At 69.8% G+C, this 26,264-nt stretch carries 23 protein-coding genes and 6 pseudogenes; 17 read left to right on the plus strand and 12 right to left on the minus strand.

The genetic code is table 11. The features are described from left to right. On the plus strand, positions 1 to 2,922 hold a 2,922-nt coding region (locus ACWGIU_RS03780; protein ID WP_453702089.1), incomplete at its 5' end, for a tetratricopeptide repeat protein. A 170-nt stretch (positions 2,923 to 3,092) separates the two neighbouring features. Here the strand turns inward: ACWGIU_RS03780 and ACWGIU_RS03785 are convergent. Beyond that, positions 3,093 to 3,350 (minus strand): hypothetical protein, encoded by a 258-nt coding sequence (locus tag ACWGIU_RS03785; protein WP_453702091.1) that lies wholly within the window; start codon positions 3,348 to 3,350, stop codon positions 3,093 to 3,095. 383 nt (positions 3,351 to 3,733) lie between these two features. Here ACWGIU_RS03785 and ACWGIU_RS03790 point away from each other — a divergent pair, with 383 nt between their 5' ends. Then, the gene (locus ACWGIU_RS03790; protein ID WP_453702093.1) at positions 3,734 to 4,918 is read left to right on the plus strand and encodes an outer membrane protein assembly factor BamB family protein; all 1,185 of its coding nucleotides are present in this window, start codon (positions 3,734 to 3,736) and stop codon (positions 4,916 to 4,918) included. Positions 4,919 to 5,008: 90 nt separating this feature from the next. On the opposite strand, the pseudogene ACWGIU_RS03795 reads toward ACWGIU_RS03790, so the two are convergent. Further along, positions 5,009 to 5,437, minus strand: a pseudogene (locus tag ACWGIU_RS03795) (IS5 family transposase); the annotation flags it as partial. Between the two features lie 608 nt (positions 5,438 to 6,045). Next, positions 6,046 to 6,489, minus strand: coding sequence for a site-specific integrase (locus ACWGIU_RS03800; RefSeq protein ID WP_453702095.1), 444 nt, complete (start codon positions 6,487 to 6,489; stop codon positions 6,046 to 6,048). 890 nt (positions 6,490 to 7,379) lie between these two features. On the opposite strand from ACWGIU_RS03800, the gene ku reads away from it, so the two are divergent. From ku to ACWGIU_RS03815, 3 genes are all read left to right on the plus strand, one after another. Next, positions 7,380 to 8,339, plus strand: coding sequence for a non-homologous end joining protein Ku (gene ku / locus ACWGIU_RS03805; RefSeq protein WP_453702097.1), 960 nt, complete (start codon positions 7,380 to 7,382; stop codon positions 8,337 to 8,339). An 889-nt stretch (positions 8,340 to 9,228) separates the two neighbouring features. Further along, positions 9,229 to 9,471, plus strand: coding sequence for a hypothetical protein (locus ACWGIU_RS03810; RefSeq protein ID WP_453702099.1), 243 nt, complete (start codon positions 9,229 to 9,231; stop codon positions 9,469 to 9,471). A gap of 40 nt (positions 9,472 to 9,511) precedes the next feature. Further along, the gene (locus ACWGIU_RS03815; RefSeq protein ID WP_453702101.1) at positions 9,512 to 9,940 is read left to right on the plus strand and encodes a hypothetical protein; all 429 of its coding nucleotides are present in this window, start codon (positions 9,512 to 9,514) and stop codon (positions 9,938 to 9,940) included. A gap of 29 nt (positions 9,941 to 9,969) precedes the next feature. Here ACWGIU_RS03815 and ACWGIU_RS03820 read toward each other — a convergent pair whose 3' ends face one another. Beyond that, a complete protein-coding gene (locus tag ACWGIU_RS03820) occupies positions 9,970 to 10,218 on the minus strand; it encodes an SCO4226 family nickel-binding protein (RefSeq protein ID WP_453702103.1) in 249 nt (82 codons plus the stop codon). Between the two features lie 54 nt (positions 10,219 to 10,272). On the opposite strand from ACWGIU_RS03820, the pseudogene ACWGIU_RS03825 reads away from it, so the two are divergent. Further along, positions 10,273 to 10,446 (plus strand): annotated as a pseudogene (locus ACWGIU_RS03825) (zinc finger domain-containing protein); the annotation flags it as partial. A gap of 816 nt (positions 10,447 to 11,262) precedes the next feature. On the opposite strand, the gene ACWGIU_RS03830 reads toward ACWGIU_RS03825, so the two are convergent. Both ACWGIU_RS03830 and ACWGIU_RS03835 read right to left on the minus strand, forming a co-directional pair. After that, complete coding sequence (locus tag ACWGIU_RS03830; RefSeq protein WP_453702131.1) at positions 11,263 to 11,613, minus strand: hypothetical protein; 351 nt, start codon at positions 11,611 to 11,613, stop codon at positions 11,263 to 11,265. Positions 11,614 to 11,744: 131 nt separating this feature from the next. Continuing rightward, positions 11,745 to 12,096 (minus strand): annotated as a pseudogene (locus ACWGIU_RS03835) (NF041680 family putative transposase); the annotation flags it as partial. 300 nt (positions 12,097 to 12,396) lie between these two features. On the opposite strand from ACWGIU_RS03835, the pseudogene ACWGIU_RS03840 reads away from it, so the two are divergent. Next, positions 12,397 to 12,609 (plus strand): annotated as a pseudogene (locus tag ACWGIU_RS03840) (transposase); the annotation flags it as partial. Positions 12,610 to 13,213: 604 nt separating this feature from the next. On the opposite strand, the pseudogene ACWGIU_RS03845 reads toward ACWGIU_RS03840, so the two are convergent. The 3 genes and pseudogenes from ACWGIU_RS03845 to ACWGIU_RS03855 all read right to left on the minus strand — a co-directional run bounded on the left by ACWGIU_RS03845 (position 13,214) and on the right by ACWGIU_RS03855 (position 15,745). Continuing rightward, positions 13,214 to 14,611 (minus strand): annotated as a pseudogene (locus ACWGIU_RS03845) (FAD-dependent oxidoreductase). A 46-nt stretch (positions 14,612 to 14,657) separates the two neighbouring features. Next, positions 14,658 to 15,530 carry a polysaccharide pyruvyl transferase family protein gene (locus tag ACWGIU_RS03850; RefSeq protein ID WP_453702105.1) on the minus strand — a complete coding sequence of 291 codons (873 nt, stop codon included), beginning with the start codon at positions 15,528 to 15,530 and terminating at the stop codon, positions 14,658 to 14,660. Then, positions 15,464 to 15,745, minus strand: coding sequence for a hypothetical protein (locus tag ACWGIU_RS03855; RefSeq protein WP_453702107.1), 282 nt, complete (start codon positions 15,743 to 15,745; stop codon positions 15,464 to 15,466). Before ACWGIU_RS03855 ends, ACWGIU_RS03850 begins: the two co-directional genes overlap by 67 nt. A 418-nt stretch (positions 15,746 to 16,163) precedes the next feature. Between ACWGIU_RS03855 and ACWGIU_RS03860 the strand changes: the two genes are divergently transcribed. From ACWGIU_RS03860 to ACWGIU_RS03870, 3 genes and pseudogenes are all read left to right on the plus strand, one after another. Further along, on the plus strand, positions 16,164 to 17,012 hold the full coding sequence (locus ACWGIU_RS03860; RefSeq protein WP_453702109.1) for a MerR family transcriptional regulator: 849 nt from the start codon (positions 16,164 to 16,166) through the stop codon (positions 17,010 to 17,012). A gap of 206 nt (positions 17,013 to 17,218) precedes the next feature. Then, complete coding sequence (locus ACWGIU_RS03865; protein WP_453702111.1) at positions 17,219 to 17,557, plus strand: hypothetical protein; 339 nt, start codon at positions 17,219 to 17,221, stop codon at positions 17,555 to 17,557. Between the two features lie 143 nt (positions 17,558 to 17,700). Beyond that, a pseudogene (locus ACWGIU_RS03870) lies at positions 17,701 to 18,823 on the plus strand (hypothetical protein). A gap of 256 nt (positions 18,824 to 19,079) precedes the next feature. On the opposite strand, the gene ACWGIU_RS03875 reads toward ACWGIU_RS03870, so the two are convergent. Both ACWGIU_RS03875 and ACWGIU_RS03880 read right to left on the minus strand, forming a co-directional pair. Continuing rightward, positions 19,080 to 19,241 (minus strand): hypothetical protein, encoded by a 162-nt coding sequence (locus ACWGIU_RS03875; protein WP_453702113.1) that lies wholly within the window; start codon positions 19,239 to 19,241, stop codon positions 19,080 to 19,082. A gap of 129 nt (positions 19,242 to 19,370) precedes the next feature. After that, positions 19,371 to 20,069, minus strand: a complete 699-nt coding sequence (locus ACWGIU_RS03880) for a hypothetical protein (protein ID WP_453702115.1) — start codon at positions 20,067 to 20,069, stop codon at positions 19,371 to 19,373. A gap of 291 nt (positions 20,070 to 20,360) precedes the next feature. Between ACWGIU_RS03880 and ACWGIU_RS03885 the strand changes: the two genes are divergently transcribed. The 5 genes from ACWGIU_RS03885 (at position 20,361) to ACWGIU_RS03905 (ending at position 23,470) form a co-directional block, all read left to right on the plus strand. Continuing rightward, positions 20,361 to 21,184 (plus strand): IS5 family transposase gene (locus ACWGIU_RS03885; protein WP_453702117.1). Its coding sequence is split into 2 segments (ribosomal slippage): positions 20,361 to 20,703 and positions 20,703 to 21,184, totalling 825 coding nucleotides; the frame shifts between segments, so codons are not numbered across the junction. A gap of 11 nt (positions 21,185 to 21,195) precedes the next feature. Then, on the plus strand, positions 21,196 to 21,738 hold the full coding sequence (locus tag ACWGIU_RS03890) for a hypothetical protein (protein ID WP_392062894.1): 543 nt from the start codon (positions 21,196 to 21,198) through the stop codon (positions 21,736 to 21,738). A 44-nt stretch (positions 21,739 to 21,782) separates the two neighbouring features. Then, positions 21,783 to 21,968: a hypothetical protein gene (locus ACWGIU_RS03895; RefSeq protein WP_453702119.1), complete on the plus strand. Its 186-nt coding sequence runs from the start codon at positions 21,783 to 21,785 to the stop codon at positions 21,966 to 21,968. Positions 21,969 to 22,277: 309 nt separating this feature from the next. Then, positions 22,278 to 22,409 (plus strand): hypothetical protein, encoded by a 132-nt coding sequence (locus ACWGIU_RS03900; protein ID WP_453702121.1) that lies wholly within the window; start codon positions 22,278 to 22,280, stop codon positions 22,407 to 22,409. 83 nt (positions 22,410 to 22,492) lie between these two features. Further along, a complete protein-coding gene (locus ACWGIU_RS03905) occupies positions 22,493 to 23,470 on the plus strand; it encodes a poly-gamma-glutamate hydrolase family protein (RefSeq protein WP_453702123.1) in 978 nt (325 codons plus the stop codon). 435 nt (positions 23,471 to 23,905) lie between these two features. Here ACWGIU_RS03905 and ACWGIU_RS03910 read toward each other — a convergent pair whose 3' ends face one another. After that, positions 23,906 to 24,835, minus strand: a complete 930-nt coding sequence (locus tag ACWGIU_RS03910) for an AraC family transcriptional regulator (protein ID WP_453702125.1) — start codon at positions 24,833 to 24,835, stop codon at positions 23,906 to 23,908. 110 nt (positions 24,836 to 24,945) lie between these two features. Between ACWGIU_RS03910 and ACWGIU_RS03915 the strand changes: the two genes are divergently transcribed. Together ACWGIU_RS03915 and ACWGIU_RS03920 are read left to right on the plus strand one after the other, a co-directional pair. After that, positions 24,946 to 25,626: an NAD(P)H oxidoreductase gene (locus tag ACWGIU_RS03915; RefSeq protein ID WP_453702127.1), complete on the plus strand. Its 681-nt coding sequence runs from the start codon at positions 24,946 to 24,948 to the stop codon at positions 25,624 to 25,626. A 161-nt stretch (positions 25,627 to 25,787) separates the two neighbouring features. Beyond that, a partial coding sequence (locus tag ACWGIU_RS03920) for a DUF7800 domain-containing protein (RefSeq protein WP_453702129.1) occupies positions 25,788 to 26,264 on the plus strand: 477 nt, incomplete at its 3' end.

Here is a 26,264-nt window from a genome sequence, read left to right on the forward strand (position 1 = left end):
CCCGGCAGCGGCTTCGTCGGCAACCAATACGTCATGGACCTGCGCAACCCTGCCGCCGGGTGGCCGAGCGACGGGACCTCGCCGTGGTCGGGCCTGTCGGGGGCGGCGGTGTTCTGCGACCGCTACCTGACCGGCATCGTCGCCTCCGACCGCCAGCACTCCGACCACAGCCGGCTTAACGTCGTCCCGTCTTACGTCCTCCACCACGATCCCGCCTTCCGTACGGCTTTGGCCGATCATGGCGGCGGCCCGCAGTTTGGGCTGGAGGCGGTGGAGTTCCAAGACCTCGCCGACCCCACCACCCGGCCCGCCGCTCGGCCGGCCCCGGTGACACCGGCGGCCCTGCTGGAGGCCGGACGCCAGACGGTCCCCTTCCACGGCCGCAAGGACCTCGTCGCCCAGCTGGAGGCGTGGTGCGGCCAGGGCGGATTCGGGGCGTGGCTGCTGCACGGCCCGGGCGGGCAGGGCAAGACCCGCCTTGCCCACCAACTTTCCCAGCTGCTCACGGCCCAGGGCTGGACGGTGCTGTGGCCGCGCGTCGGCGCCCGACCCGACCAGCTGCTGGAAGTCCGGCGGGCGGCGAAGCCGCTGCTGGTCGTCCTCGACTACGCCGAGACCCGCCCCGACCAGCTCTCCGCTCTCGTCGAAGCCGCCGACGAACACCCTGGCACCAGCCCGTTCAAGCTCCTGCTCCTGGCCCGCACCGCCGGCGACTGGTGGCAGCAGGCTGCCACCGCCACCCGCCAGGCCGAGGACCACCTCACCACCGCCCGCACCAACCGCCTCACCCCCCTGGAAGACAAGCCCGACCGGCGCGCCGGCCACTACCGTGACGCCGCCCGCGCCCTCGCCACCGCACTCCCGGCGGTCCCAGGCCTCGCCAGCCACGACTGGACCGCGGCCGCCACAGCCCTGCGGCCACCACCGCACCTCGGCGAAGACGACGCCTACGGCAACGCACTCACCCTCCACATGACAGCCCTCGCCGACCTCCTCGACACCGCACGGAGCGAACCCGCGGACAGCACCGGCGTCGAAGAGGACGTACGAGACGTCGAGGACCGGCTGCTCGGCCACGAAGCCCGGTACTGGCAGGGCAGCGCCACGGCCCGCGGCCTCACCCCCGGCCTGGGTATGGACACGCTGAGGACCGCGCTCGCAGCAGCCCACCTCACCGGTGCCGCGGACCGTGAACACGCCGACCTCCTGTGGCGGCGTCTACCCGCGCTCGCGGACCAGCCCCGCGACCGCCGCAACCAGGTCACCGCCTGGCTCGCCACCCTCTACCCCGCCACCACGTCGCAGAACGGTCCACCGTGGGGCGCGCTGCAACCCGACCGCCTCGCCGAACGCCACACAGGCCGCACCCTCGACGCCGACCCGCACCTCGCCGACCACCTCCTCGACGGAGCCAGCGGCACCCAGGCCGAACAGCTCCTCACCGTCTACAGCCGCGCCGCCGCCCACCCCGCCTTCCGAGGCAGGCTCGACACCCACCTCACCGACCTCTGCATCCGCCACCACCGGCAACTCAGCCCGCACATCGTCACCACCGCCACCCGCACCGACCACCCCACCCCCCAGATCACCGCCCTCGACACCATCACCACCGACTCCGCAACCTCCCTCGATGACCTCGACGCACTGTCGCGCCGATTCCCCCGCAATAGCCACCGCCTAGCCACCACCGCCGCCCGGCTCGCCACAACCCTCACCCACCACTACCGCACCCTGGCCAAAGCGGACCCAGACGCCCACCTTCCCGACCTCGCCCGCGCCCTCAACCACCTGTCCATCCGCCTGGGTGAGGTGGGGCGTCGCGAGGATGGACTGACCGCCGTCCAGGAGGCCGTCGGTCACTACCGCTCCCTGGCCGAGGCGAACCCCGACGCCTACCTGCCCGACCTCGCCATGGCCCTCAACAACCTCTCCGTGGGTCTGGGTGAGGTGGGGCGTCGCGAGGAGGGCTTGACCGCCGTCCAGCAGGCCGTCGCTCACTACCGCTCCCTGGCCGAGGCGAACCCCGACGCCTACCTGCCCGACCTCACCATGGCCCTCAACAACCTCTCCGTCGACCTGGGTGCGGTAGGGCGTCGCGAGGAGGGCCTGACCGCCGTCCAGCAGGCCGTCGCTCACTACCGCTCCCTGGCCGAGGCGAACCCCGACGCCTACCTGCCCGACCTCGCTGGCGCCCTCAACAACCTCTCCAACCTGCTAAGTGAGGTTGGCCGTCGCGAGGAGGGACTGACCGCCGTCCAGCAGGCCGTCAGTCACTACCGCTCCCTGGCCGAGGCGAACCCCGACGCCCACCTACCCGACCTCGCCAGCGCCCTCAACAACCTCTCCAACCGCCTGGGTGAGGTGGGGCGGCGCGAGGAAGGACTGACCGCCGTCCAGGAGACCGTCGGTCACTACCGCTCCCTGGCCGAGGCGAACCCCGACGCCCACCTCCCCAACCTCGCCATGGCCCTCAACAACCTCTCCAACCGCCTGGGTGAGGTGGGGCGGCGCGAGGAGGGACTGACCGCCGTCCAGCAGGCCGTCGGTCACTACCGCACCCTGGCCGAGGCGAACCCCGACGCCTACCTGCCCGACCTCGCCATGGCCCTCAACAACCTCTCCGTCGACCTGGGTGCGGTGGGCCGTCGCGAGGAGGGACTGACCGCCGCCCAGGAGGCCGTCGGTCACTACCGCACCCTGGCCGAGGCGAACCCCGACGCCCACCTACCCAACCTCGCCAGCACCCTCAACAACCTCTCCATCGACCTGGGTGAGATGGGCCGTCGCGAGGAGGGCCTGACCACCGCCCAGGAAGCCGTCACAATCCGCCGCACCCTGGCCGACTCCAACCCCCACCTCTTCGCACCAGCCCTGCAACAGTCCCTGGCCGTGACGGTTTGGCTAGAAGGGCTCGAACCGTAAGACCGGAATCGGTTGCAAGGCGATCGCCTTCTCAGAGGATCAGGTGGCGTCCCCGGGGTGCTCCGCTGCTGCGGCAAGGACGTCGACCAGCCTCCTGAGCGAGTGCAGTGCGGGGTCGTCGGGGGCGACATGCAGTGGCAGCAGGTAGATGATGATCTGAAATTGACACTCTAATCGCCCAAGAAGGCAATCCGCAGGTCTCGATCGGCACGGCACCGCCGACCCCAGGCCAGCAGCGTCGCCACGACGTCGTGCTCGCCACCCCTCAGACGAGCGAGATCCGAACCTTCCAACTCCCGCACCATCTGGTCTACCGGCTCACCGCGCAGCATGGTGTCCCCGTACGGATCGATGCGGGCCAGAGTGGGAAGTCGGTGCTGGCCGAGCCGCTCAATGGCCTTCCAGAACTCACCGTTGTCGTCGATCAACCGCTCCAGCATCCCTGCTGGGGGCGGGGGCCCAGGCTTTCGCCCTGTCCGGGACGCAGAGCGCCCTCGACGAAGTTCCATGACGAGCACCATCCCTGCCCCTTTACTCCCACGCGCGCCTCACACCACGCAGGCTGATTCTCCGTGATCCGAAAGAAACGGCCTACGGCGCTTCTTTCAGATCACCACTCACCAGACTACGAGGCCTGCGTGGTGGCTTCGAGACGGCCTGGTTCGTCTCGTACAGGTCTGCTGTCGGGTGCTTGGAGATTTTGTCCTGTCTCCGGGGAGCCCAGTCGCTATGGTCGTCATGATCACGCAGACCATGAGCAGGGGGAGCGATGGGCCGGACAGGCAGAACGAGACGATGGGCCGCTGCTGCGGTGGGACTGACGCTGGCGACAACGGCGTTGGCAGCCTGTGGAGGCGGCGGCTCATCGGATGCGAAGACGCCTGGCAAGTCCCCGGAACGGTCCCAGGCGGCTTCCGGGAAGCCGAGCCGTCCGGTGTTCGACCCGCCCGTGCGCTTCGAAGGGTCCGCGGTCGAATTCCCGGGTGCCGAGCAGCCAAGTACGGCGAGCGGGGACGCGACACGGCCCGCGGTCACGCTTGCCGACGGGGTTGCCTACGTCACCGCCGAGGAGGGACTGGAGGCGATCGACACCGAGACCGGTGACCCGCGGTGGGAGGCGACGACGAAGCACCCCGCGGAAAAGGGCGGTTTCGGAAGCAACCGCACCGCTCCCCTCGTGTCGGCTGACGGCAAAACCGTGCATGCGGCTTGGGGCAGGAATGTGAAGGGCGAAGGCACAACGCCCGACCGGGTCGTGATCGAGGTGCTGGCCGTCGAGACGGCTACCGGCAAGACGGCGTGGTCGGCTGAGGTCGCTGTCGATGCCACCTCGGTCAGCGCGCCGCGGATCATCGGAGTCGATGCCACCACAGCGCTCGTCACCGGGGCCGGCACCACGTATGCCGTTGACCCCTCCACGGGCACCGTCCGCTGGAAGAAGCCCAAGTTCAGCGCGGTGACCTTGGCCGACGGTGTCGTCGCCGGTGGCGAGAGTACGGGGTTCGGCGAAGGCAGGCTGCTGGGACTTGCCGCGGCCACGGGCGAACAGCGGTGGACCGTGGCAGAGGCGCGGGAGCCGGCCGCAGCCGCGCCGCGGCTGCTGAGCGCAACCCTCAAGGACAAGACACTCGTTGTGGATGCGGTCACCGGTGAGCAGCGAGCGGCACTCGACGGCAGCGGCTGGCGGTGCCGCCACGACGGACAGTCCCTGGTCTTGTGCTCTAAGTACGGGTACGGGGAGGCCGACCGCGGGATCACCGTGTTCGACGCCTCTTCTGTGCAGCAGCGATGGACGTTGCCCGGCGGCTCCGGACGGAAGGTGCCGAAGGTCAGCGGATTCTGGCACGGTGCCGTGTACGGGGAGGTCGGCGACGAGCCGATCGTCCTGGACGGCACGACGGGACAGGACCGACAGACGTCTGCCGGCGCGGCGCCGTACGAGATCGATCGGTACGGCGGTGTGGTGGGATCGAAGTTCTATCGCGCCGCAGGCTGACGATGGCGGACCTTGGAACCTTCATGGTCGCCGGAACCCTGCCGTGCGCCTGAAGCGGCGCTGGGCCGTTTTTTCGGATCATCTCGCTGATCAGATGAAGATGGCGGCGAGGTGGAGTCCGGCGAGGTAGATGGTGGCGGTCTTGTCGTAGCGTGTGGCCAGGCCGCGCCACTGCTTGAGTTTGTTGATGCAACGCTCGACGGTGTTGCGCTGCTTGTAGGCGTCACGGTCGAAGGCCGGCGGACGGCCGGCGAGGCGGCCGCGCCGTTTGTGGTTGGCAGCCTGGTCGGCGGGCTGTGGGATCACCGTCCGGATCCCGCGCCGACGCAGATGGGTTCGGATTGCGCGCGACGAGTACGCCTTGTCGGCCAGAACCACATCCGGGGTGGTCCTGGGCCGGCCGATCGGCCGTGGCACCCGTAACTGGGCCATGACCTCGGGGAACGCGGGCGCGTCACCGGCCTGGCCAGGCGTGAGAACGAACGCGAGCGGGCGGCAGCGGCTGTCCGCGACGAGGTGCTTGGCCAAGGAGATCCTGGCCAGCGCCAGGCGGGCTCTGCCGCCCGCGAGCGCCGACCACCGCTGCGGATCGACGTGCGCCTTCAGCCCGGCGAAGCCGGCCGGGTCCCGCACTTCCTCGACGAACTGCCGCAGGTGCGTGCTGCGGTGGCCGGCCAGCCACGCCAGCGGCAGGCGCAGCACGTCCGCACCGGCCAGCGTCATCAGTCCGGTCTGCACGGTGCCCCATCGCGTCACGTCGGTGGCCGAGGCGATCCAGATCTGTCCCTGCTCGGCCCATCGGCGCGGGCACGCTGCCGCCGGCGACGCCTCCCACCGCTCCTGCCAGCTCGTCCCCGGAAAGCCAGCCAGCCAGGTGAGGAGCGTGCGGGCCCCCGTGAGCCGGTACCAGCCGGTGTTGCTGTCACCCACGTTGTACGGCGGCATCTGCAGCGCGGCGAGTACCTCCTGGGCGGGCCTGCATGTCATTGGCCACTGTGTGCCGGCCTCACGGGCAGGAAATCGGGCATAGGCCTGTTCCAGCGGGCCGCCGGTGGCATGGGGCACCGGCGGCCGCTCGCCGGGGCCGACGGCGGGCGTCGTGCCGGTCAGGTGCCGGATGCGGGCCTTCACCAGGATCCTCCGAACAGGTCGTTGAGAGCCTGGGCCCGGTATCCGGCCGCGGGCACCGCCGGGACCCGGGCAAGGCGTTCCTGGCGCACATGGTGCGCTCGTACGGCCTCGACGATCTCGTCGCGGCCCGTCGGCACGTAGATCTGGGTGGTGGTCAGGTGGGCGTGGCCGAGGACCCATTGGACGTCCGTCAGCGCTAGCTTCGGGTCCCGCGCCACCCGGTACGCGGCCGTGTGCCGCAGGTCATGAAGCGTCCAGTTCGCCCCCAGCAGGGCGTTGGCCCGGTTCAGCATCGCTCGGGCCGCGTGGTAGGTCAGCGGCCGAAACGGCCGCCGCAGAGTCCACCACAGCTCCACCCCCGGATCTCGCGGCACCCCCGCCCGCCAGGCCTCCTCCTGATAGAGCCGCAACCACACGAAGGCGTCGGGGGACGAGGGCAACTGCTGGTAGGCCCGTGTGCCCTTGCGGGTGACCCCCAGCAGCTGTGCCCCGGTAGCGGATCACACTGGCGGCTCGTCAGCAGTTCCTCGGCCCGGGCACCGTTGGAGGCCCAGAACGCCAGCAAGGCCCGATCTCGGTGGTGCCGCAGAGCGGCGAAGAGCTCGTTGAACCTGTGGTCGGGAATGCGTCGGGGCAGCCGGGCCGGGATCGACAGCCGGTAGCGGCCCCCGCTCGCTACCCGGGAGGAGTCGCCCGCGGCCGCCGGGCGGCGGCGATCCCGGCCTGCGGGGAACGGATTGATGATCGGGCCTGTGCCCTCCTCCAAGTGGAAGGCATAGAACGACCGCAGCACGGCCTCGCTGTGCACGCGTGTCCTCAGCGAGTACATCGCCCCCGGCGCGGCGCGGCCGGTCACCGGATTCGGCACGCCCACCAGAGGCCTTACCGGAGATGGGGCGAAACCGTCGGAACCCCGACGGCGCCAGTGGACACGGACCGGCTTCGGCGCGAGCTGCATCCAGCGGGCGAAGTCCCGGGCATCCACCCGGCGTGACCCTGTCCCACGCCAGCCCCCAGCCATCCAGGAACCGCCACCAGCGCAGCAGGTCCATCCCGTACGAGCGGACCGTCGATGCCGGCCGCCCGCACGCCTGAAGCTCGCCGAAGAACGCATCCACCGGCTCCACCACGGTCCCGTCTGCGTCCAGCAGCACGTACGGCTGCCCCGGATCCGCCGTCTCTACCAGCCCACCCGATTCCGGCAGCACGAAGCCGACCAGATCCCGGGCTGAACCACCCGTCTCAAGCATAGCCGGGAAGCGGGCAGAAAAGGCCTCTGAGCTGCGAATATGCGATCGTTAGTTCAGTCAACGGGACCATCCCGGTCAAGGTGGTCCCGGCCACGGATTCGCACGACATCTCCTTCCGACAGGTCCACGCTGCCGACGGCGGGCGGATCCGGAACCGCAAGGTGTGCGAACTCGACGGCCAGCAGCTGCGCCAGGACGAGATTGTCCGCGGCTACGAGACGGCGACGGGCACCCTCGTACCGGTCACCGACGAGAACCTCGACAACCTGCCGCTGCCCACCGCGAAGGCGATCGAGATCGTCTCCTTCGTACCCGCCGCGAGCATCGACCCGATCCAGATCGGCGCCTCCTACTACCTGGCCGCGACCGAGGCCGTCGCCGCGAAGCCGTACGAGCTGCTGCGTCAGGCCCTGGAGAGGTCGTCCCGGGTGGCCGTCGCGAAGTTCGCGATGCGCGACCGCGAGCGGCTCGGCCTCCTGCGCGTCAAGGAGGACGTGATCGTTCTGCACGGGCTCCGCTGGCCGGACGAGATCCGCTCCGCCTCCCAGGTGCCCGTTCCCGACGTGGCCGTCACCGACGACGAGGTGGACGCGGCCGTCCGGCTCGCCGAAACCCTCTCCGGCAACGACATCGGGGAGCTGCGCGACGAGTACCGCGCCGCGCTGGAGGAGGTCATCGCCGCGAAGGCGGCCGGGACCCGGCCGGCCCCCGTGGCCGAAGCGCCGGCTGCCTCGGCCGAGGTCATCGACCTCATGGCCATGCTGGAAAAGTCCGTCCAGGACGCCAAGGCCACCCGCGGCGAGCCTGCCACCGTGCACGAGCTGCCCGCCACGAAGAAGCCCTCCAGCGCAGCGTCGACGCAAAGAAGAGCGCCGCCAAGAAGGCTCCCGAGAAGGGCAAGCCGCGTCGTAGCGCCTGATCCCGGCTCCTCCGGTGCTCGTCCGCCCGCCCTGATGCCCAGTTGTCAGCGGCGCCCACCGCGCGTTCTTACATCAGTGACCAGAACCGAGCATTTGCGATCATCTCGCCACCCGCGGTGACTGCCCGCGCCTATGGTCAGTTCGCTCACTCATGAAGAACTCTCGGGGGGGACCGCGTGGCGGGCCCCGGGGCCCCGGGCTCGGCAGTCAGCCGTCCCGCGTCCCGAGAGGGGAATCATGGAGAAGCGCCCGAGGTCTTCGTCGGTTGACTGGCGGGGTGTGCGTCGTCGCATCCGCCTGTGGATCCCACCGACGATGGTCGCGGTGTACTGGGTCGGACGCATGCTCCGGGAATGGCTTCTTCCCCGGATGTGACGACGCCCCCGGCTACTGGAGCAAGCCGGGGACGTTCGCCCAGTACGGCAGAAGGTGCCCTCGCCGCTCCAACGGCGGGGGCATCGCTGTATCCGCCGAACCTGATATCACCATGCCACGCTCACATGCTTGAAGGGATGGGAATCGCCATTCCACCGGGAGGGTGGTATTGGCAATGCCGGGCGGTGGCACTCCACGGGGGCATGCAATGCCAATGTAGGGCGGTCCGCAATCACCGATGTGTGGCGGCCTGGGCGCGCTGCGGCGCGAAGACGCTCGGCCGTGCGGACGTGACCTCGTACTGAGTGGCGAGGTCGGGGGCGGTGGCGGGCGGGCGCGACCTTTCGCCGGCGTTCCGGCACTGGGGCAGCTCCTCGGCCTGCCGGACGGGCACGGGTGGGGGATCCGTGCTCGGGGTTCCGGAGTCCGGCGCATCGGGTCGGTAGCTCCTCAGCCCTGGCGGGCTTGCGGTGCCCCGCCGGGGTGGCTGGCGTCGCCGGCGGGCGTGCGTCCTGGTGTGAGTAGTTGCGGTACAGGAAGTGCCGTTGAGATTGATCATGGTCGGCTAGCACACGGGTTGCGGCCGCCGCAGCATGACCACCCGGCGGTCCCAACGGCCTGCACCCGCTACCGGTTGAGCATCGGCCCTGCCCGCTTCAAGCTGCCGGAACACCCGGCGGTCAGCTACGCGTGGGTGCGTCGCATCGGGCGTACCCGGGTGGTCTTCGAGATCGCGGAGCCGAGTCCGCCGTTCCCCTCCGGAACCCTCTCGGTCCACCGGTACCCGGCCGTCGGCGACGGGCCCGCCGAGTTCTCCGCGCACTTCTACGTGATCCCGCCCGCCCGGCGGGAAGCGATCCTCACCCGCGGCCCGTGACCGCGTCCGCTGACCCCTGCTCCACGGAAGGACTCCCCCCATGCTTGACCTGCTGTCGCTCCGACCCCGCGAGGACATCGAGCACCCGACCGCGCACGGGCCGGTGCGGATGCGGAAGTACGGGCGCCCCGGGCACGAGTTCGTGCGGGCCGCTGTACGCGACGGAGAGGGCCGCTCGCGGGCCGCCTTGGCGACGCTGCGCCCGGACGCGTACCCGTACGCGGAGGCGTGGCTGACGGCCGTGGCCCGGAGTGCCCCGGTGGCCGCCGACTACCGGCGGCCGGACATGGCGCCGGGCTCGGTGAGGGTGGTGGCGCGGATGACGCGGACGCACGCCAACGGGATACCCCGGCAGTCGGACGGGTCGGTGGGGTGGAGTGTGCCGGGTCCGGGGGCGTCCGCGCGGGGGTGGCCGGACGGTCGGAGGCTATGCCGCAGGCCTTCCGGCCCCCCTTGCCTGTACGAATGATTCCGGTCAGGCCCGGAGAGGCGCGGTGCTCACACGCTGAGCGGAACCTCGTGGATCTCGCTGGCCGGGTGTCCGGTCCGCTCGTGGATCCGCTTGACCGCGTCCGCGGAGGGAGCCTCGGACAGGCAGTAGACCGTCCCCGAGGAGGGGTCGGCCCAGGCCCGCTCGAAGTGCACGCCTTCTTCCTTCTCGATCGCCAGGTCCGCCTTGTGGGCGGCCGACAGCTGCTCCTTCGTGATGCCCTGCATGCCGTGGTGCACGTCCATGTACTTGGTCACCGCTGCGCACCTCCTCGCTGTCTCGATCCTGTTCTCCATTCTCCTGCTCCTTCCATGGTCCGCCAGCCTGAACCCGCCCCGGACGACGCCGACGTAGTCGAGCGCCACCTCTGCCCGCGGTGCGCGGCTGAGCCGGGATCACCCTGCCGCTCACGCGCCGGGGCCATCGCCGGGACCTACCACACCGGCCGGTTCACCAAGGTGCCCCGCCTCGCGAAGCTGCTGCGGGTCCAGACCCCGGCCGACCGCGGACCCGGCCGGCCCTGGCGGCCCGGCACCCCGGCGCGACGGCGCCGTGCCCCGTCAGATCGAGGCCCCGACGAAGTAGACCGACTGCAGCAAGATCGATCTCAGCGGCACTTTCTGTACGCCAACTACTCACACCCGGTATCGGCGGCCCATCGCCATCGTGGTGACCACCGCAAGCCGGTGCACGTCGGGGGCGCCCTCCGCCGGCCTTCGACTGCGGACCGTACGAAGCTGGGCACCAGGAGAGGAAGCGTGGCCGGGGCGGGTGGGACTACGGCGAGGCCCCCACGGACCAGGACCGTGTGCACGCCGAATGGGGCGCGCCTTCGTGAGCTGAGGCCAAATACGGGCCAGCAGCAGAGACGGGGGTTGCTCTTTCCGGCGAAGCCGAGGTCTCTCTCGCTTGGCCGTCGCCCAGCCCCGGCCGAGGCGGCGGTGCCGCTGCGGCCAGCGGTACGGGAGAGAGAAGAACTTCTTGGGGGGCTTATTAGGGGGGAGCGTTTGCCCAGGTCAGCGAGGTGCGGGCGTCTTTTTTCCGACCAGGCCGGTCGGAAATCCGTCGGGTCCGGTCGGAAATCCGACTATCGAAACGACCTGGGACTTTGTGCATCACCGCAGGTCACTTCGATGGTCGGAAATCCGACCAGCACCGTGGAGCTGCCCATCCTGGTCCTGGACCCCGCGAACGACGACGCCCCCGGCGCGGAAGTGCGCCGGGGGCGGAGCCGGTGTGTGACTACGGACGGCACTGTTGCAGACGGAGCGGACACTGTCGCGGGCATCAGAAATAGGCACTCAGCAGTACGTCCGGGCCTTCTTGACTGCGGGTTCAGCCTGCTGGGGGTCGGAGGTCACGTTGAGCAGCTGCTGCGCCTCCCTCAGGGCGTCGGCGAGCGGCTGGAACTTGGCGTCCGCCAGGGCAGCCGCCCTGGCCAGTTCCTCGGCGCCGACGAGGCGCGCCACCACGATGTCGAAGGCCTGCCCGCCGTCGGTGCCCGGCATCCGTTCCGGCAGTCGGCTCACGGCCGCACAGGCCAACTCGGCGTCGGTGCCCTGGACCTTGCCGGACGCCGCCCCCGACTGGCAGGCCGTCAGAGCCAGCAACAGACCGACGACCGCGGCCACAGCAATTGTCGGACGCCTCATCAGTTCCCCCCGCTCGAAGACTTCCGGCCATCCTCGGGGGCTTCGCTTAGGGGGCATAGTCCAATCCCGGCCAGCTTGCACGGCTACCGACCCCGCAGAGTCCGAGGGTTCAGAAACAGGCACCTTGTTCTTTATGGCCGGAGCTGGTCACGTTCGGCGACGGTCTCGGGCCGCCTGGCCGTTTTGCCCACGTTGTAGCGGGTGGCGGGGTGACGGTTCTTCGAGCCGAGCGGTCTGCCGGGGCCGGGCCGGTTGGGTTTCGGTGCACCCGGGCAGGGCAAGTTCGGGCGTAGGTTCCTGAACCCCCGGCGGACCCGGGCGGGAGTGAGTCGGCCGGGCTCGGCCGGCTTTTCCCAAGGGCGGCGGAGGTCCGCAGCCAGCGGCCGGGCGAGGCGAGGTTGGGGGTGGGGCCGCGATGACCAGCCAGGTCCACCGGTCCGCCGCCTCGGGCGTGCGAAGCTTGGGGCGGGTCCAGCCCAGCGTCAGGATGTGACGGGTTGGGAGGCGGTGGTTTGGTGATGACTGACATGGTGACGGCCCGCCTGAGGCAGGAACCGGAAGGCACCTGGGACCTGTGGGTGGAGACCGGGTCACCGCTCAACCCGTCGACCGCACTGCCCGCCACCGCCGCCGGCCGGCTGCCCGCTCCGGCGGATCGGACGGCCGCGCTCGCCCGGCTCGGCTACATCCCCGCCTGCCCCGAGTCCTACGCCTCCGGCTGGGGCCCACCGCCCGGCTCGCACCGCCGCCGAGGACGACGCACGTGCGTCCACCGGCCGACAGGAGCGGTCCGACCAGGTCCGCAACCGGGCCCGTCGCGGGAGCCGGGGCGGCCGCCCGCCCGTCTTCGACAAGCAGGTCTACAAGCGCCGCAACGTCGTGGAACGGTGCTTCAACCGCCTCAGGCAGTAGCGCGGCATCGCCACCCGGTACGACAAGACCGCCCAGTCCTACCAAGCAGCCGTCACCCTCACATCGCTCCTGATGTGGGCGTGACACTTTGAAGACAACTCCTAGCGGCGGTTTGGGGGAAGCGGCGCGGCGAGCTGGGCCGCCAGGGCGGCAGCCGGTTGCCGAAACCGGCGACGGCGCTCGGCGGTGCATCGCCGTCCAGTACGGCGGGTCACAAGTTGGTGATACTGCGTCTCCTCGGCTGTCCTGCGGCGCTCGCCGTAATTCGTCCAGAACGCACTCGCCATGATGGGCTGACCGCCGGCCTCCAGGCGGGTACGTTCGGAGGCAAGGGGTGCGGCCTTGGCCACCACAAAGCCGCGCCAGGGCCGCGTCCCGACCTTCGAGCGGCATAGGTTCTGTCTCTTTGGTCATCTGCATGGCCTGTAAAGGCGGACGAGGCTGTGGGTCAGAGACCGGCTTGATTACCTTCTTCCGCCGACCAGCCGCAACCGATGGCGTGAGCCCGGCACGACAAGATCTGAGCCGTGTTAGGCGCTGCACGGCTTGCGGCCTGCGGTCTTCTTCGCGGGCCGCTTCTTGACCGGAGGCCTTGGCCTCAGTCGTGTTTCCTGCACCCGCCCGGCACGTGGCGCATGCGCCGGCGGATGCTTCTGCGCGCTCGGCCTGGAGGGGGCAGCTGCGGGGATCAGCGGAGGCTGGCCCCTTGGGAGCGGAGTTCTTGCTGGACCAGATTGGCTGGGATACCTCGAGGTCGTTTGCCGTGGGCAGCCGCGAGGGCGGCACAGACACCGGCGGCTTGTCCGGTGGCCATCGAGATCGGCATGACGCGGTAGGAGGAGTGGGCAACGTGGTCGCCGGAGAGGCAGCGGCCCGCGACCAGCACCCGGTCCACGTCACGGGGAAGGAGGCAGCGCAGGGGAATGTCGTAGGACTCGCCGCGCGGGATTCGTTTGAGCGTGGTGCCGCGACCGCTGGGGTTGTGGATGTCCACCGGGTAGGCGCCGCGGGCGATGGCGTCGTCGAACGTGCGGGCGCTCAGCACGTCCTCGCCCGTGAGCAGGTACTCGCCCGTGATGCGGCGCGTCTCCCGGACGCCCACCTGGACGCCGCTTTGGACGACGTAGGAGTGGGCGAAGCCCGGCACCCTCTCCCGCAGGAAGCGGGCGATCTGTGCCATCTGGCGGTGCGCGGTGAATTCGGCACGGGTGAGGTCCCAGACACTGGTGCCGAGCACCTCGGTGACGCGGGTGGAGTTGACTGCGACCTCGCCGGTGTTCGGAGTGGCGAAGAACAGCATGTCCTCGCGCGGCAGGTCCAGCTCGCCTGCGTCGCTGGCGGCGCGGACCAGGTCCCACAGGCCGTGCACGCCCTTCCATTGGTCCGGGTGGGCGCGGGTGTAGGCGGCGAATTCCTGGTGGTCGAAGCGGACCATGCGGAACATGAGCGTCATGGGCTGCGTCCAGCCGTCCTCCGGTCGGCCGATGTCGTAGGCGGCTCCGGCAGCTGCGGCGATGTCGCCGTCCCCAGTGCAGTCGACGATCACGTCCGCGTCGATGACGATCGGCCCGGACTTGGTCTCGAAGACGGCCCGTGCACGGTCCGGCATGTCGAGGACACCGGAGGCGAAAGCGTGCAGCAGGGTGCGGACCTCGTGGGTCTCCAGCAGGTCCTAGAGGACCAGCTTGAAAAGCTCGGCGTCGAAGGGCACCGTGTAACCGGTCTCCAATGAGGGGCGGATGGCCGCTCCCGCGCGCACCAGCTGTTCTAGCAGCATCCACAGCACGCCGCCGACGACCGGCTCGCCCTCGCCGTGGTCGGGCGGCAGCAGGCGTGCGGTGTCACCCGCGACCGCCTGTTTGACCTCGTTGTGGAAACTCATCAACGGCATGACCAGCGCGGCGGTGGCGTTGCCTCCGAGGAACCCGTACCGCTCCGCGAGAACCACCTCGGCGCCCGCGTTCGCGGCACCGAGGGCCGCCCCGATACCGGCCGGACCTCCACCGATCACCAGAACCTGGGTGGAGCCGGCGTGGAGAGCTTGGCGCGGGGGCAGTTCCACGCTCCGCGGGACGCGCGGTGGCATCAGATGGGACACGATTCCTCCCTGGGGGCGGGCATGACGGCAGGGGTCAGCCAGCTGCGGAAGGGACGGTCGGCGGGACGCGGTCGACCAGCGGAGGGGGTGTGATGCTGTTCAGGTAGGCGAGGAGCCGGTCGGCCGTCCCAACGGCCCGGAGCCGCATCGAGGCCGCGCGAGCGGCGGTAGGCGCGACGCGGGCGGGCCGCTCGTCCCACAGGCGGTCGACTTCGGCCAGCAGCAGGCCGGTGTTCTCCCGGACCACTCCGCGCAGGGCGGGAGCGCCCACCTGCTGGGCGAAGTCGAAGACCTTGCCCGCGTAGGGCAGGGGCAGTAGGGGGATGCCGGACAGGGCGGCAAAGATCAGAAAGTGCAGACGCATGCCAATAGCCAGGTCGAGTTGCGCGATCATGTCGAGCACCTGCTGGGGTCGGTAGCCGCCGTGCATCACCGTGCAGCGATCGGCGTCCGCCATGTGGGAGACCACGGCGTGCGCGTGCCGGATGTCGTCGCGTTCCATCGGGACGAAGACAACGTGCGCGTCCAGCCTGTGGGCGAGGAAGTCGCCCACGTCGGCCAGGCGCTGGTGATAACCCTCTTCATCGAGGCTTTCGGCCGCGCGCCCGGGCTCGCGCACGCTCATCCCCACGAGCCGTACACCCAGAGGGACCGCCTCGGCGTGCAAAAGTTCTCTCCCGCCGTCGGTGGGCTCCAGGAGCAGCGCCGGGTCGGCGGTGACCGAGACCGAACGTGTCAGCCCGACTTCCTCCAGTACAAGCTTCGACTCCTCGTCGCGGACCGTCACCTCGGCCGCGTCGGCCAGCGTCGAGCGGACCAACGCGCAGTCCACCTCGTCGGTCAGCGGACCGGCGCCCACCGGGTAGGTGAAGACGGGAACGCCCAGATTCTGGGCAGTGCGGGCCAACCGCAGGTACCGGCGTGCTTCGGTGTGTAGAGGATCCCGCCGCCTCCGAGCACCAGCACGCTGAGCCGGCGCAGATGCTCGGAGATCCGCTCCCGGCACACCCCCTCCCACGCGACGACATCGACGTCCGGGTGATGAGCGCGGCTGTGCTCCGGATTGCGGGAGAACACCAGGATCCGGACATCCGGACGCCCGGCCCGGATGTGGTCCAGCATGGCAGTGAGGATCGCCTCGTCGCCCGTGTTTCGCCCACCGTACGACCCCAGCACCCCTACGGTCACACTGCTCCGGTCGCCCAGGATGAATCCCTGGCATGTTTGAGGGCTTGTGCGGAAGGCGGGCGTGCCCGCCATTGGTGCAGGACGCCCTGACGACGGTCAGCCCGCCGCCGGCCCCCTGCATTGCAAGCCGTGCCCCCTTCCCATGCCATACCCTTTTGCCCGCTTCCGCATCGTTTCGCCAGGCTGGATCCGAGTCCCGGGCCCTGGGGGGACTCACGGCTCCGTTGCAGGCTCACTGCAGATTCTTGGGGCACATGCCTGATTGAAGGCTTGTCGGGGTGGTGTGTGTTGCACCTGCCGTAGCGGCATGTGGTGTCGTCGAGGCACCACCGCAAGAAAGGGTCGCTCTGCGATGTACCCCACCTTCACGCCTCCTCGCCAGGTCAAGATCGGCGATGCGGCCGCGTTCGCCGGGACGACCCCGCGGGCCATCCGCCACTACCACCAGATCGGCCTGCTGCCGGAACCCGAGCGAGGCGGGGACGGCCGCCGCCGCTACAGCTACGACGACATGATCCGACTGCTGTGGATCCGCAAAACGGCCGACGCCGGAATCAGCCTGGAGGACATCCGGACCGCCTTCGCCGAAGGGGACATCGAGGAGACACTGGGCCGGCTGGAGGAGACCCTGGCCGCCCAGGAGGCCAACATCAAACGTCAGCGCGCGGCCGTCCAGCGCCTGCGGGCCGTGGGCAACCCGCTGGGGCTGCTCTCCGAACTGGTGACGGGCCGGCTCAATCATCTGCCCCCGGGCGCACTGCGCTCCTCAGACCTGGACACGCTGCTGGTCACGGAACGGACCTTCGGCCCGCTGGGCGCCGCGCTCCAGGCCAGCGTGCTCATCGTGCTGGCCACCCACCCCGGCCTGCGGGCCGAGGACGACTTTCTCGATGCGGCCGAGGCCGCCCTCGACGACGGTGTCGATCCCGCTGACCCGCGCGTCGAAGAACTGGCCGCTAAACGCTTCGCCCACCACAACGCCCTGATGCAGGCCATCGAAGAGGCCGGGCTGGACGAGGCCGAGGAGGAGCTCTTCGATGTCTACGACGCCGACCTGAAGGGTGAGGAAGACACACAGATGAGCGCCTGCGAAGCGGTCACCAAAATGCCCTACGACTTCTCTCCCGCCCGGATGCGATGCATGGAACTCACAGCAGTACTCATCGCCCAAGACGCCCAGGACACGCCAGACGACTGCTGATCGCCCATGGCAGGCACCGACGGACCAGCCAGCGCCCCTCGCCTGTACACGGCCGGCACCGCATCAGGCGTCGGCTGCGGCGAGACGGAGAGTGATATCGCGAGGCGGTACGCATCGAGGCCCGAAGCGCGGTGGCTGGGGCCACCTACCGTGTCAGCGTGGCCGGAAGAGCCCGCAGAACCCCGCGTCACAGAGGAGTCGCTGTCATGGGCGGTAAGCAGGACAAGCGCCAGGAATCGGGCAGGGGCAGCGAGCCGGAGCACCTGCGCCGCCCGGGCCAGGACCCCGTCCACCCCGATCCCGGCCAGGAGGGCGCCCGGGGCAAGAGCCCGGAAGAGCTCAAGCGGCGCGGCGAGGACGAGATGAGCCGCGAACGCCGCGAGGGCGAGATGCGCGAGCCGGGCCGCGTCGTTGTTCCGGGCATGATCAGTGAACAGCAGATCGCCGGTGAGAACGCAGCCCCGCTTCTCGGACTCGGGCTCGCGTCGTCGCTGGTGCGCCCGCCTCGTCCGCTGCGCAGCACCCTACGACTCCACAGAACTTGAGCCAGAGCCCGAAAAGGTTTCTGACTCAACTTCTGTGAATGCGAACGCTGCGTGACAGATTGTTGCCCTCCGGCCCGCCCGAAACTGGTTGGCTTGCCGCCGCCCAGCTGCGACGATGTCTCGGCCGCCCAGACGGAGGACAATTGTTCGTTTTTGTGTGTGCGGGGTGCGGCGCCGAGCTGACCACTCCGCTGTCCCACGTTGCCCTGCCGGTCCATGCCCATCAGATATACGGGAACGGGGGCTCAACTCCCGGTCCTCATGGAGTCGGGCACGTTCGCCGTGGAGCCGGAGTCCTGGGGACCACCATGGCGGAAGTGGGAGGAGATCCCTCCGGACGAGGCGGCCGCCCGCGGTCTCTACGCGCCCGTCCCTGCCCTCTCCGACGGCGCGCCCGGGGCGATCGTCATCGCGCCCGGCGACGCCCGCGCCACCGTGCTGATCCCGGAGAACCGCGGGGGCGGCTACTGCTGCGGCCTGGACGGGGCCGCCGGCCCCAACGTGGCCTGCATGGCATGTGCCCTGCCTGTAGCGAGCCGAATCGACGACTGCTCGCTCTGGCAGGCGATGTGGCTCGCCCCGAACGCCGTACGTCGTGTTTCCGTCGACGGCGTCGACGCCGCACCGCTCACCTGGGCCGAGCTGATGACAGAAGGGAAGGGCACGCCCCCATTCGAGTCGATCGCCAGGTGGGGGTCGCGCCTGAGGGCGGGCCACTGGTCGAACTACTGGTGTTCCTGGAGCCCCCAGTGGGAGGCAGCCGCCGGCCACGCACTCGCCCACCTGCTGGTGGCCTCGGAGGGCCGCCCGGTGATCGTGCCGGACGGCTTGGCCGGTGAGGTGTTCCAACGCGCGCTCGACGCCATGCTGCCCGCCGGTCCGCAGCCGCGGCACGCAGACCTGGCCGGACCGGGACGACCGGCTCCGGACGGCGACGCCGACATCCTTCTCGTGCCGACGCATCCGCAGACGGGAGAGCTCTGGACTTCGCCCGCCTTGGCGGCATACTCCGTGCCCCTGCCGTTCGGGGTCTGGCTGTGGCTGGCCTTCCCCGAGCCGGACCTGCCCGTCCCCACGTCGGGCGTCCTTCCCGACGGCGTCCTCCGTGACGGCTATGACCCGCCCGCAACGCGCCCCCGTCACCCGTTCCGCGTCGACTCGGGAACGTTCCGGCGCACTCTGGTCCGGCTGCCGAGCGTCCGCAGGCCATGGCTGCGCGAGATGCTCGACAACCTCACGCAGCACATGCGCGTCGGCTACTTCTAGACCGCGACCCGGCCACGTGGTCGGTCGGGTGGCTGCGAACCGGTGACCCGCAGTCACAGACCACAGAAGTTGAGCCATAACCGGTTCTCGCGTACAAAGCCAATGCGGCGATAACCGCTTTTGCCTGTGAGCTACGCAGCCAGGCAGTGGGGACCGAAGGCCTCGCCACCTGGGCCCGGAGCGGTCAGGGCCGTCCCAGGGGTTCGATGTTGCCCAGGGCGGTCGGTAGTTCGCGGCCGCCGGCCTCGGGGCGGATTTAGGCGCGGCGGGTCCAGCGGGGTCCGGTGTGGGTGGCGGCTTCCTCGCGGACGACGGCCATCAGTTCGCCCTCTGTCCCGGAGGCGATGTCGCGGACCCGATGGCCGAGCAGCGGGTGTTCCTCGGGTCCGAGTCCGAGGTCGCGACCGGTGTTCTTCACGCCTCGCCCCCGTCGGTCGTTCTCCTGCTCCTTGTCCTGGTGGCCGAGGAACCGGGCCAGGCCTCGGTCGGAGCGGGCCAGCAGGTCGGCGGAGGGTACGCCGTAGCGGGGCGGGCGGGCCCACCCGAGTCAGGAGGCGGCGGACGCGTAATGGTCGGCGTACGTCTGGAGGCGGGGAGCGAGCGGGCTCTCGGCGTCGGCGGAGTGTGCCCGCATCCACAGCTCGTTCTCCACGACGAAGCGGTACGCGAACTCCTCGAAGGTGTCGGCGCACCGCATCAGCGAGGAGGCCACCGCAGCCCGGACCTCCTCGGTCGGCTCCCCCTCCGCCCACCAGCCGGCGGACTCCAGTTCCATATGCGAGAGGACCACGAACGCCTCGCCGGAGGGGCGCAGGTACAGGTACCAGATGACGCAGTCCTGCTGGTCTCGCAGGAACCGTACGAGACGAGCGCCTTCCTCGGACGGGCTGTGCAACGGACCGGAAAGGTGGCTCCAACAGGCCGTCACCGAGACCTCGTCGAAAGCGCGGCAGAGGTTCTCGCTGCTGAAGAAGGCGGCGAAGCCCTCGGGGAGCGCCAGTTCGACCTCGGCCAGTTCCCGCTCTATGGCCGCGAGATGCTCCGTGTGCTCGGATCGCTGCCCGCCCGCCCCGCCCAGCCAGTCGAACCCGTCGTCGAGTTGCGCGGCCTCCAGCGGCGGCAGGCTCTCCAAGGGGTACACCTCGTAGGTGTACGCGCACGGCCGCAAGCTCCCCAGGTCCGTGGCGCACCAGCCGGTGGGGAAGGGGATGGCCGCAACGTCGGCTGCGGGCCCGGAAACGGACATGGAGAACCCTTCAGAAGGTGGCCGGTTCAGCGGTATCCCCGCATCCTTGCGCTCGCCACTGACATTGATACTCGTAGCGGGTCCGGTGGTCGTGGCTCTGCCAGTGGCTGATGCCCTGCTGGGCTGTCTTCCCGTTGTACCGTCCGGCTGCCGGGGCCGTTGGCCAGGTGGAACATGACCTGAAAGGAGCTTGGTCAGAAGCCCCCTCAATGTCCTGTGGGCCCCACCCGGCCGGTGCCGCTTCCGGCTAAGACGTCGTTTCTTATGGCGTGGTCGTTCGTTGAACCGTGCATGACTAATCTCGTTGAGCGGCTAGTGCCGGACGAGTTGTGGATTCTGTTCCGACGGGTGGTGCCACCAACGGAGGTGAAGCGTCCGCAGGGTGGAGGCCGGCGCCGGGCCGGTGACCGCGAGGCCTTGGCCGCGATCATCTTCGTGGCCACCTCGGGCTGCACCTGGCGGCAGCTCCCTCCGGTGTTCGGCCCGAGCTGGCAGACGGTCTACCGGCGCTTCGCCCAGTGGAGCCAGGCCCGCGTCTGGGCTCGCCTCCATCGCGTCGTTCTCGACGAACTTGGCGCAAGAGGACAACTGGACTGGTCTCGTTGCGCGATTGACTCCGTCAGCCTGCGGGCTGCAAAAGGGGGCCACTGACCGGACCGAATCCGACCGACCGCGGCAAGTCAGGATCGAAAATCCACCTGATCACCGACCGCAACGGACTGCCGCTGTCGCTGGGCATCTCCGGCGCCAACATGCACGATAGCCAGGGCCTCGAACCGCTCGTGCGTGGCATTCCACCGATCCGATCCCGCCGAGGGCCTCGTCGACGGCGCCCTGGCAAGCTCCATGCGGACAAGGGCTACGACTACGAACATCTCCGCTGCTGGCTCCGCAAGCGAGGTATTCGGCACCGCATCGCCCGCAGGGGCATCGAGTCTTCACAGCGGTTGGGCCGTCACCGCTGGGTCATCGAGAGGACGGTCTCCTGGCTCGCCGGCTGCCGCCGACTCCACCGCCGCTACGAACGCAAGGCCGAGCACTTCCTCGCCTTCGCCGGGATCGCGGCGACCCTGATCTGCTGCCGCAGGCTGACCAAAGGAGGCGATGCTCACTAGCATCGCCTCCCATGATCACAGTAGTCGTTACCATCGCACTGGCGTTCGCAGGCTATGTAGCCACCTATCTCAACGGCTTGCGCCTGTCGCAGCGCCAAGAACGCATCGCTCGCTTGAATCGGCAGCTCAGCGATTTTTACGGACCGCTGTTCGCCCTCACGGAGGCCAACAGCCGCATCTTCGGCGCGTTCATGGAGCGCAACGCTCGTCCCGACGGCAGGTCGCCCTTCGTACATGAGATACCGCCTTCCGAAGAGGAACTCGCCGAGTGGCGGTTGTGGGTCAGGACTGTCTTCCTCCCGAACATTCAGGCGATGCGCGACCTCGTCATCAAGCGCGCTGACCTCTTGAGCGAACCAGAGATGCCGCCGATTCTGCTTCAGCTGTGCGCACACGTTTCCGGCTACGAGATCACAGCCGCCCGGTGGGAGCAGGGCAGCTACGACGAGCACCTGTCCGTGGTGCCCTTCCCCAGTGAGGAGATAGCCGCATACGCGCGACACGGGTTCGCGGGCCTGAAGCAGCAGCAGGGCCGGTTGCTTGGGCGACGGTAGGACAGCTGACCAAGAGAAACGACCTCTAAGAAGGCACCTCCAGCATGACAGCAGCAGGCATAGCGGGCAGGGTTAGCCAGTGGGTGTTCGGCGGTGTGGACTCCCATGCCGACACCATTCACGTCGCGGTCGTCACCGACAACGGCGGGCATCTCGCCGACGCCGAATTCCCCACGACCACCGCTGGAACACGGCAGCTCTCGCGTTCCTCGGCGCCCACAGGGACGTGATCGCGATCGGTGTGGAAGGCACCGCGTCCCACGGAGCCGGGTTCACCCGCGCAGCCCGCACTGACGGCCTGACCGGATGCTCGCCGCGGTGGGGGCCGAACCCAGGTCCGCGTCACCTGCGCGAGGACGTCGAGGAGGGCCACCGCCGCATCCGTGCCGTGCAGCTGCTCCGTGCGGCGCATGTCGCGGATCTGGCCGGGGTTGGGGACCACGCCGGTCCGCTCGGCCGTTTCCAGGGCCAGGGGCGCCCCGGCGGGCGTACGAGGCGGAGCGGCCGACCTTGTCCTGTACGTACGCCTCCAGGGTCGGGTGAGTCGTTCGCCACCAGCGGCCGCGGGCAGCCCGCTCCACCGCCTGCCGCGGGCCTACGCCGACCGGCTCAAGGGCTGGGCCGACTGGCAGGGCGTGGCCGTCGAGGTCCAGGGCACCAAGTCCGCCTGATACTCAGGGCCGTTCCGCGGAACGGAAGCCTCCGCTCACGGCTCGCCCGTAGGGCGGGGGCGACCACAGCGGGGGTGCGGGGCATGGCTACCGTTGCGCCCATGGATCCCGTCTCGCAGCCCGCTGCCTCCGGAGCACCCGCCACCCGTCGCCGTACCCTGCTGACCGCCCTTGCCGCGGCGACGACGGGCGCCCCGCTGCTCGCGCAGCTCGGCGGGACGCCGGCGTACGCGGCGACCACGCCGCCGCCCGGGGCGGAGTACTTCACCAACACCCATCTGTACCGCCACTTGGCGGGGCGCGAGGGCATCGACTTCGGTCGCCGCTACAAGCGCCACGAGATGACCGACACGGAACTGCCGAACAGATTCCCGTACGCCCGCACCACGATCATGGCGCTGCACGGCGGCGGCATCGAGATGGGCACCTCCGAACTGTGCCTGGGCATCGCCGGGTACGACCCGGGGACGCTGAAAGCGGAGCCCGGCCAAACCGCGTACGACTACTGGATGTTCGAGGGGCTGCGGTCGGCGAGCGCCCCGGTCGGGCAGAAGAACTCCGATCTGCACGTCACGGCCCAGAACTGCGACGACCACGTCGCGCTGTCCATGGCCGCCAGCAGCCTCAACGTACTGAGCCTGCACGGCTGCAAGGCGGAGCAGATCCCGTTCATTACCACTCTGACCTGGCCGCCGAAGGAGATCGATCCCAAGGCAGTGGTCGTCGGCGGGCTCTCCACTCCGTTGCGGGAGGCGTTGGTGGCGGAATTGCGTGCGGCCGGGTTCCAGGCCATCGACGCCATGAAGCCGCAGGAGTCGGGAGTGGAGAGCCTCGGCCACCTCAACGGCGACCACACGAACAACCCCTGCAACAGGACGATGCTCAGGCAGGGCGCGCAGCTGGAGATGACCACCGAGCTCCGGGCAAGCCTGTTCGGCGACTTCAGCAGCCGCAGCGCCCGGGCGTCGACCTGGAAGGACTCCGAAGCCCGCTTCATCCCGTTCCGCGACGCCTGCCGCCGTGCCATCGCCACCGTCGAGGCAACTCAGCCCATCCTGTGAGCCGCGCCGCGGCCCGGTCACAAAAATGCCGACGTGCGGGATAGGGACAGCGACCAGCGGCTCGTCACCGTATTCGACCTTGTACGAGAAGGCGATGCCCGGCTCGCCGTCGGTGACGGTAGACTCCACCCGGGCCGGGGGCCCCGCGGGAGGCGTCATGGCCCGCGCGCTCGCGCCCGGCCCGGAACGCGGGGAGTGGGGCCGGATGCGTCGTCACCGCCTGCCCCACCCGCACCACCAGGAATCCGCCGGGTCACCGGCTGGATGATGCGGCACCCCGAGCACCTGGCCGACGGGGAACGCTAGGAGTTCGCCGCCGTCCTTGCCCACTGCCCCTGCTGCACCGGCTCGTCACCCGGGCCTCGGCACGATGTCTCGGTGTCGTGCTGCGGTCCGGAGCGTGGTGCCCGTGTCTTTGCGGCCGCGTGCCGTGACTCACGCCGCCGTGGTGCGGAACGTGCTGGGGCTGAGGCCCTTGTGGCGTTTGAAGGCGGCGCTGAAGCCGAAGGCGTCCGCGTAGCCGACGATCTTGGCGATCTGGGCGATGCTGAGGTCGGTGTCGGCCAGGAGTGCCTCGGCGTCGTCCATGCGGCACTCGGTGAGGTAGGTGAGGGGCGGACGGCCCATCAGCTCGGTGAAGCGCCGGGCGAACAGCGCCCGGGAGACGCGGGCTTGAGCGGCCAGCGACGCGACCGTCCAGCTCTCGGCGGGCCGTCCGTGGAAGGCGTGCAGGGCGGGGGCGAGGACCGGGTCGGCGAGGCCGCGGTACCAGCCGGGCGCGTCGGCTCCCGCCTGGTCGAACCAGGTGCGCAACGTGCAGACCAGAGCCCAGTCGAGGAGCCGGTCCATCAGCGCCTGCGAACCGGCGGAGAGCCGGGCGGCGTCGGCGGCGGAGTTCTCCAGCCAGGCGCAGACCTCGGCTTCCTCGGCGATGACCAGGACGGGCGGCAGGGCACGCAGGAGCCGTTCGTGGCGGTGCCCCGAGGCGCGGTAGGCGCCCACGATCACCGCGGTCGCTCCCTCCGGGCCGGTGCCCCAGTGGATGCCGTCGAGTTCCCGGCCGGTGCATGTGGCGTCCGCGGTGAAGCAGTTGATCTCGTACGCGGTGTGGGGGCGGTGGACAGTGGCAGGCTCGTCCGCGAGTCGGAACTGTGCGGGTCCCCGGACGATGGCCGTGTCGCCCGCGCCGATCGCCCGCTCGGAGCTGTCGGACAACAGCAGCGTGCCGCCCCCGCGCAACACGCTGACCATGGTGAGCGGAGCGTTGTCGGCGAAGGTGATACTCCAAGGCGCCGTCAGGACGGCATGGCTGACGACCGAGCCCTCGGCCCGGATGCCGCTCAGCAGTGAACTCAGGGGATCCACAGCGCAATCGTAGACGATCTCCTATGCCGTGGAGAGTTTCGACCATGGATCATCTACGGTGCCGCGGTTGTACTGGACTCACTGCACAGATCGAGCCCTCGGGAGACACCGTGCCGCAGCACAGCAGTGACACCAGGACAGCCATCGTGGTCGTCGCGCACCACCGCAGCGATTCCCTCACCGCCCACACCGCCCGCCGTGCGGCTGCCCAGCTCGAGGCCGCCGGATACCGCATCGACCTGCTCGACCTGCACGCCGAGGGGTTCGACCCGCGGATGAACGTGGAGGACCAGCCGGACTGGGGCAACCGGGAGAAGCCGTACTCGGACGAGACGCGCGCCCACATGCGGCGGATCCTCGACGCCGATGTCGTCGTCGCCGTCTTCCCGGTGTACTGGCAGAGCGTCCCCGCCGTCCTCAAGGGATGGATTGACCGCGTATGGAACTACGGGTTCGCCTACGGCCGCAGCAGCCCCCGCCTGGCGGGCAAGCGCATGCTGTGGCTGGCCCTGGCCGGCGCCACCGCTGACGACCCCGTCGCGGAGTCGATGCAGTCCGTCCTCGAGGCCAACCTGAGCGACGGCATCGCCTACTACTGCGGCTTCTCCCGCTCCACCGTAGGCCTGCTCCTGGACGCGGAGGAGCGACCGCAGCGCATCGACGCCGAGGGCAATCTGCTGGTCGGCGAAGCGGTCGCCGGCTCCGAGCGGGAGGCGCAGTACACCGATTTCGATCGTCGGGCACGGAAGTTCGTGGAGGAGTTCCTCGCAGCCGAACCCGTCGCGGCCTGACGGACCGGCAAGGGGGCGTTCGAGGTGACGCTGAGGCCCCCGGTGGAGCCGAAGCCGGCGCCGAGTCGATCCCGCTCTCCGGTGGCGCCGATCTCGCCACAGTTCATTACTGTACAGAGCGGCCGTTTCGTACCGTACGGAGCACCGGAAGGGGACTTGCGATGGCCGGTCTGAGGCTGGGCCCGCTCCTGCGACACGTGGACTGGGAGTCGGGCACGAGCGCGACCGTGTGGGTCGAGACCGACCGGGCGTGCACGGCGGAGGTCCGGTGCCCGGGTGGCGGCGGTGGTTCGGCTCCCACGTTCTGCGTCGTCGGCCACCACTACGCACTGGTGGTCGTGACCGGGCTCACCCCTGGGTCCGCCACAACGTACGAGGTGCTGCTCGACGGCGAGCGTGTGTGGCCCCTCCCTGACTCGCCCCAGCCGCCCAGCGCCATCCACACGCCGCCGGTCCCGGCGACGGGCGCGGTGGTCGCCTTCGGCTCGTGCCGGTGGGCGGCGCCTCCTGCGGGCGAGCACGATCCGGTGGGCCCCGATGTCCTCGACACCCTCTCCGCCCGGCTCGCCGCCGACCCGGAGGCCGAGCGTCCGGACGTTCTCCTCTTCCTCGGCGACCAGGTGTACGCGGACGAGACG

It is taken from the genome of Streptomyces sp. NPDC054840, assembly GCF_053611065.1.

Coding starts and splice junctions, on each gene's coding strand:
- ACWGIU_RS03895 (WP_453702119.1), top strand. CDS start 21,783: ATGACAGCAGCAGGCATAGCGGGCAGGGTTAGCCAGTGGGTGTTCGGC.
- ACWGIU_RS03905 (WP_453702123.1), top strand. CDS start 22,493: ATGGCTACCGTTGCGCCCATGGATCCCGTCTCGCAGCCCGCTGCCTCC.
- ACWGIU_RS03880 (WP_453702115.1), bottom strand. CDS start 20,069: ATGTCCGTTTCCGGGCCCGCAGCCGACGTTGCGGCCATCCCCTTCCCC.
- ACWGIU_RS03860 (WP_453702109.1), top strand. CDS start 16,164: ATGTACCCCACCTTCACGCCTCCTCGCCAGGTCAAGATCGGCGATGCG.
- ACWGIU_RS03830 (WP_453702131.1), bottom strand. CDS start 11,613: ATGAGGCGTCCGACAATTGCTGTGGCCGCGGTCGTCGGTCTGTTGCTG.
- ACWGIU_RS03890 (WP_392062894.1), top strand. CDS start 21,196: ATGATCACAGTAGTCGTTACCATCGCACTGGCGTTCGCAGGCTATGTA.
- ACWGIU_RS03855 (WP_453702107.1), bottom strand. CDS start 15,745: ATGCTGGACCACATCCGGGCCGGGCGTCCGGATGTCCGGATCCTGGTG.
- ACWGIU_RS03815 (WP_453702101.1), top strand. CDS start 9,512: ATGCTTGACCTGCTGTCGCTCCGACCCCGCGAGGACATCGAGCACCCG.
- ACWGIU_RS03865 (WP_453702111.1), top strand. CDS start 17,219: ATGGGCGGTAAGCAGGACAAGCGCCAGGAATCGGGCAGGGGCAGCGAG.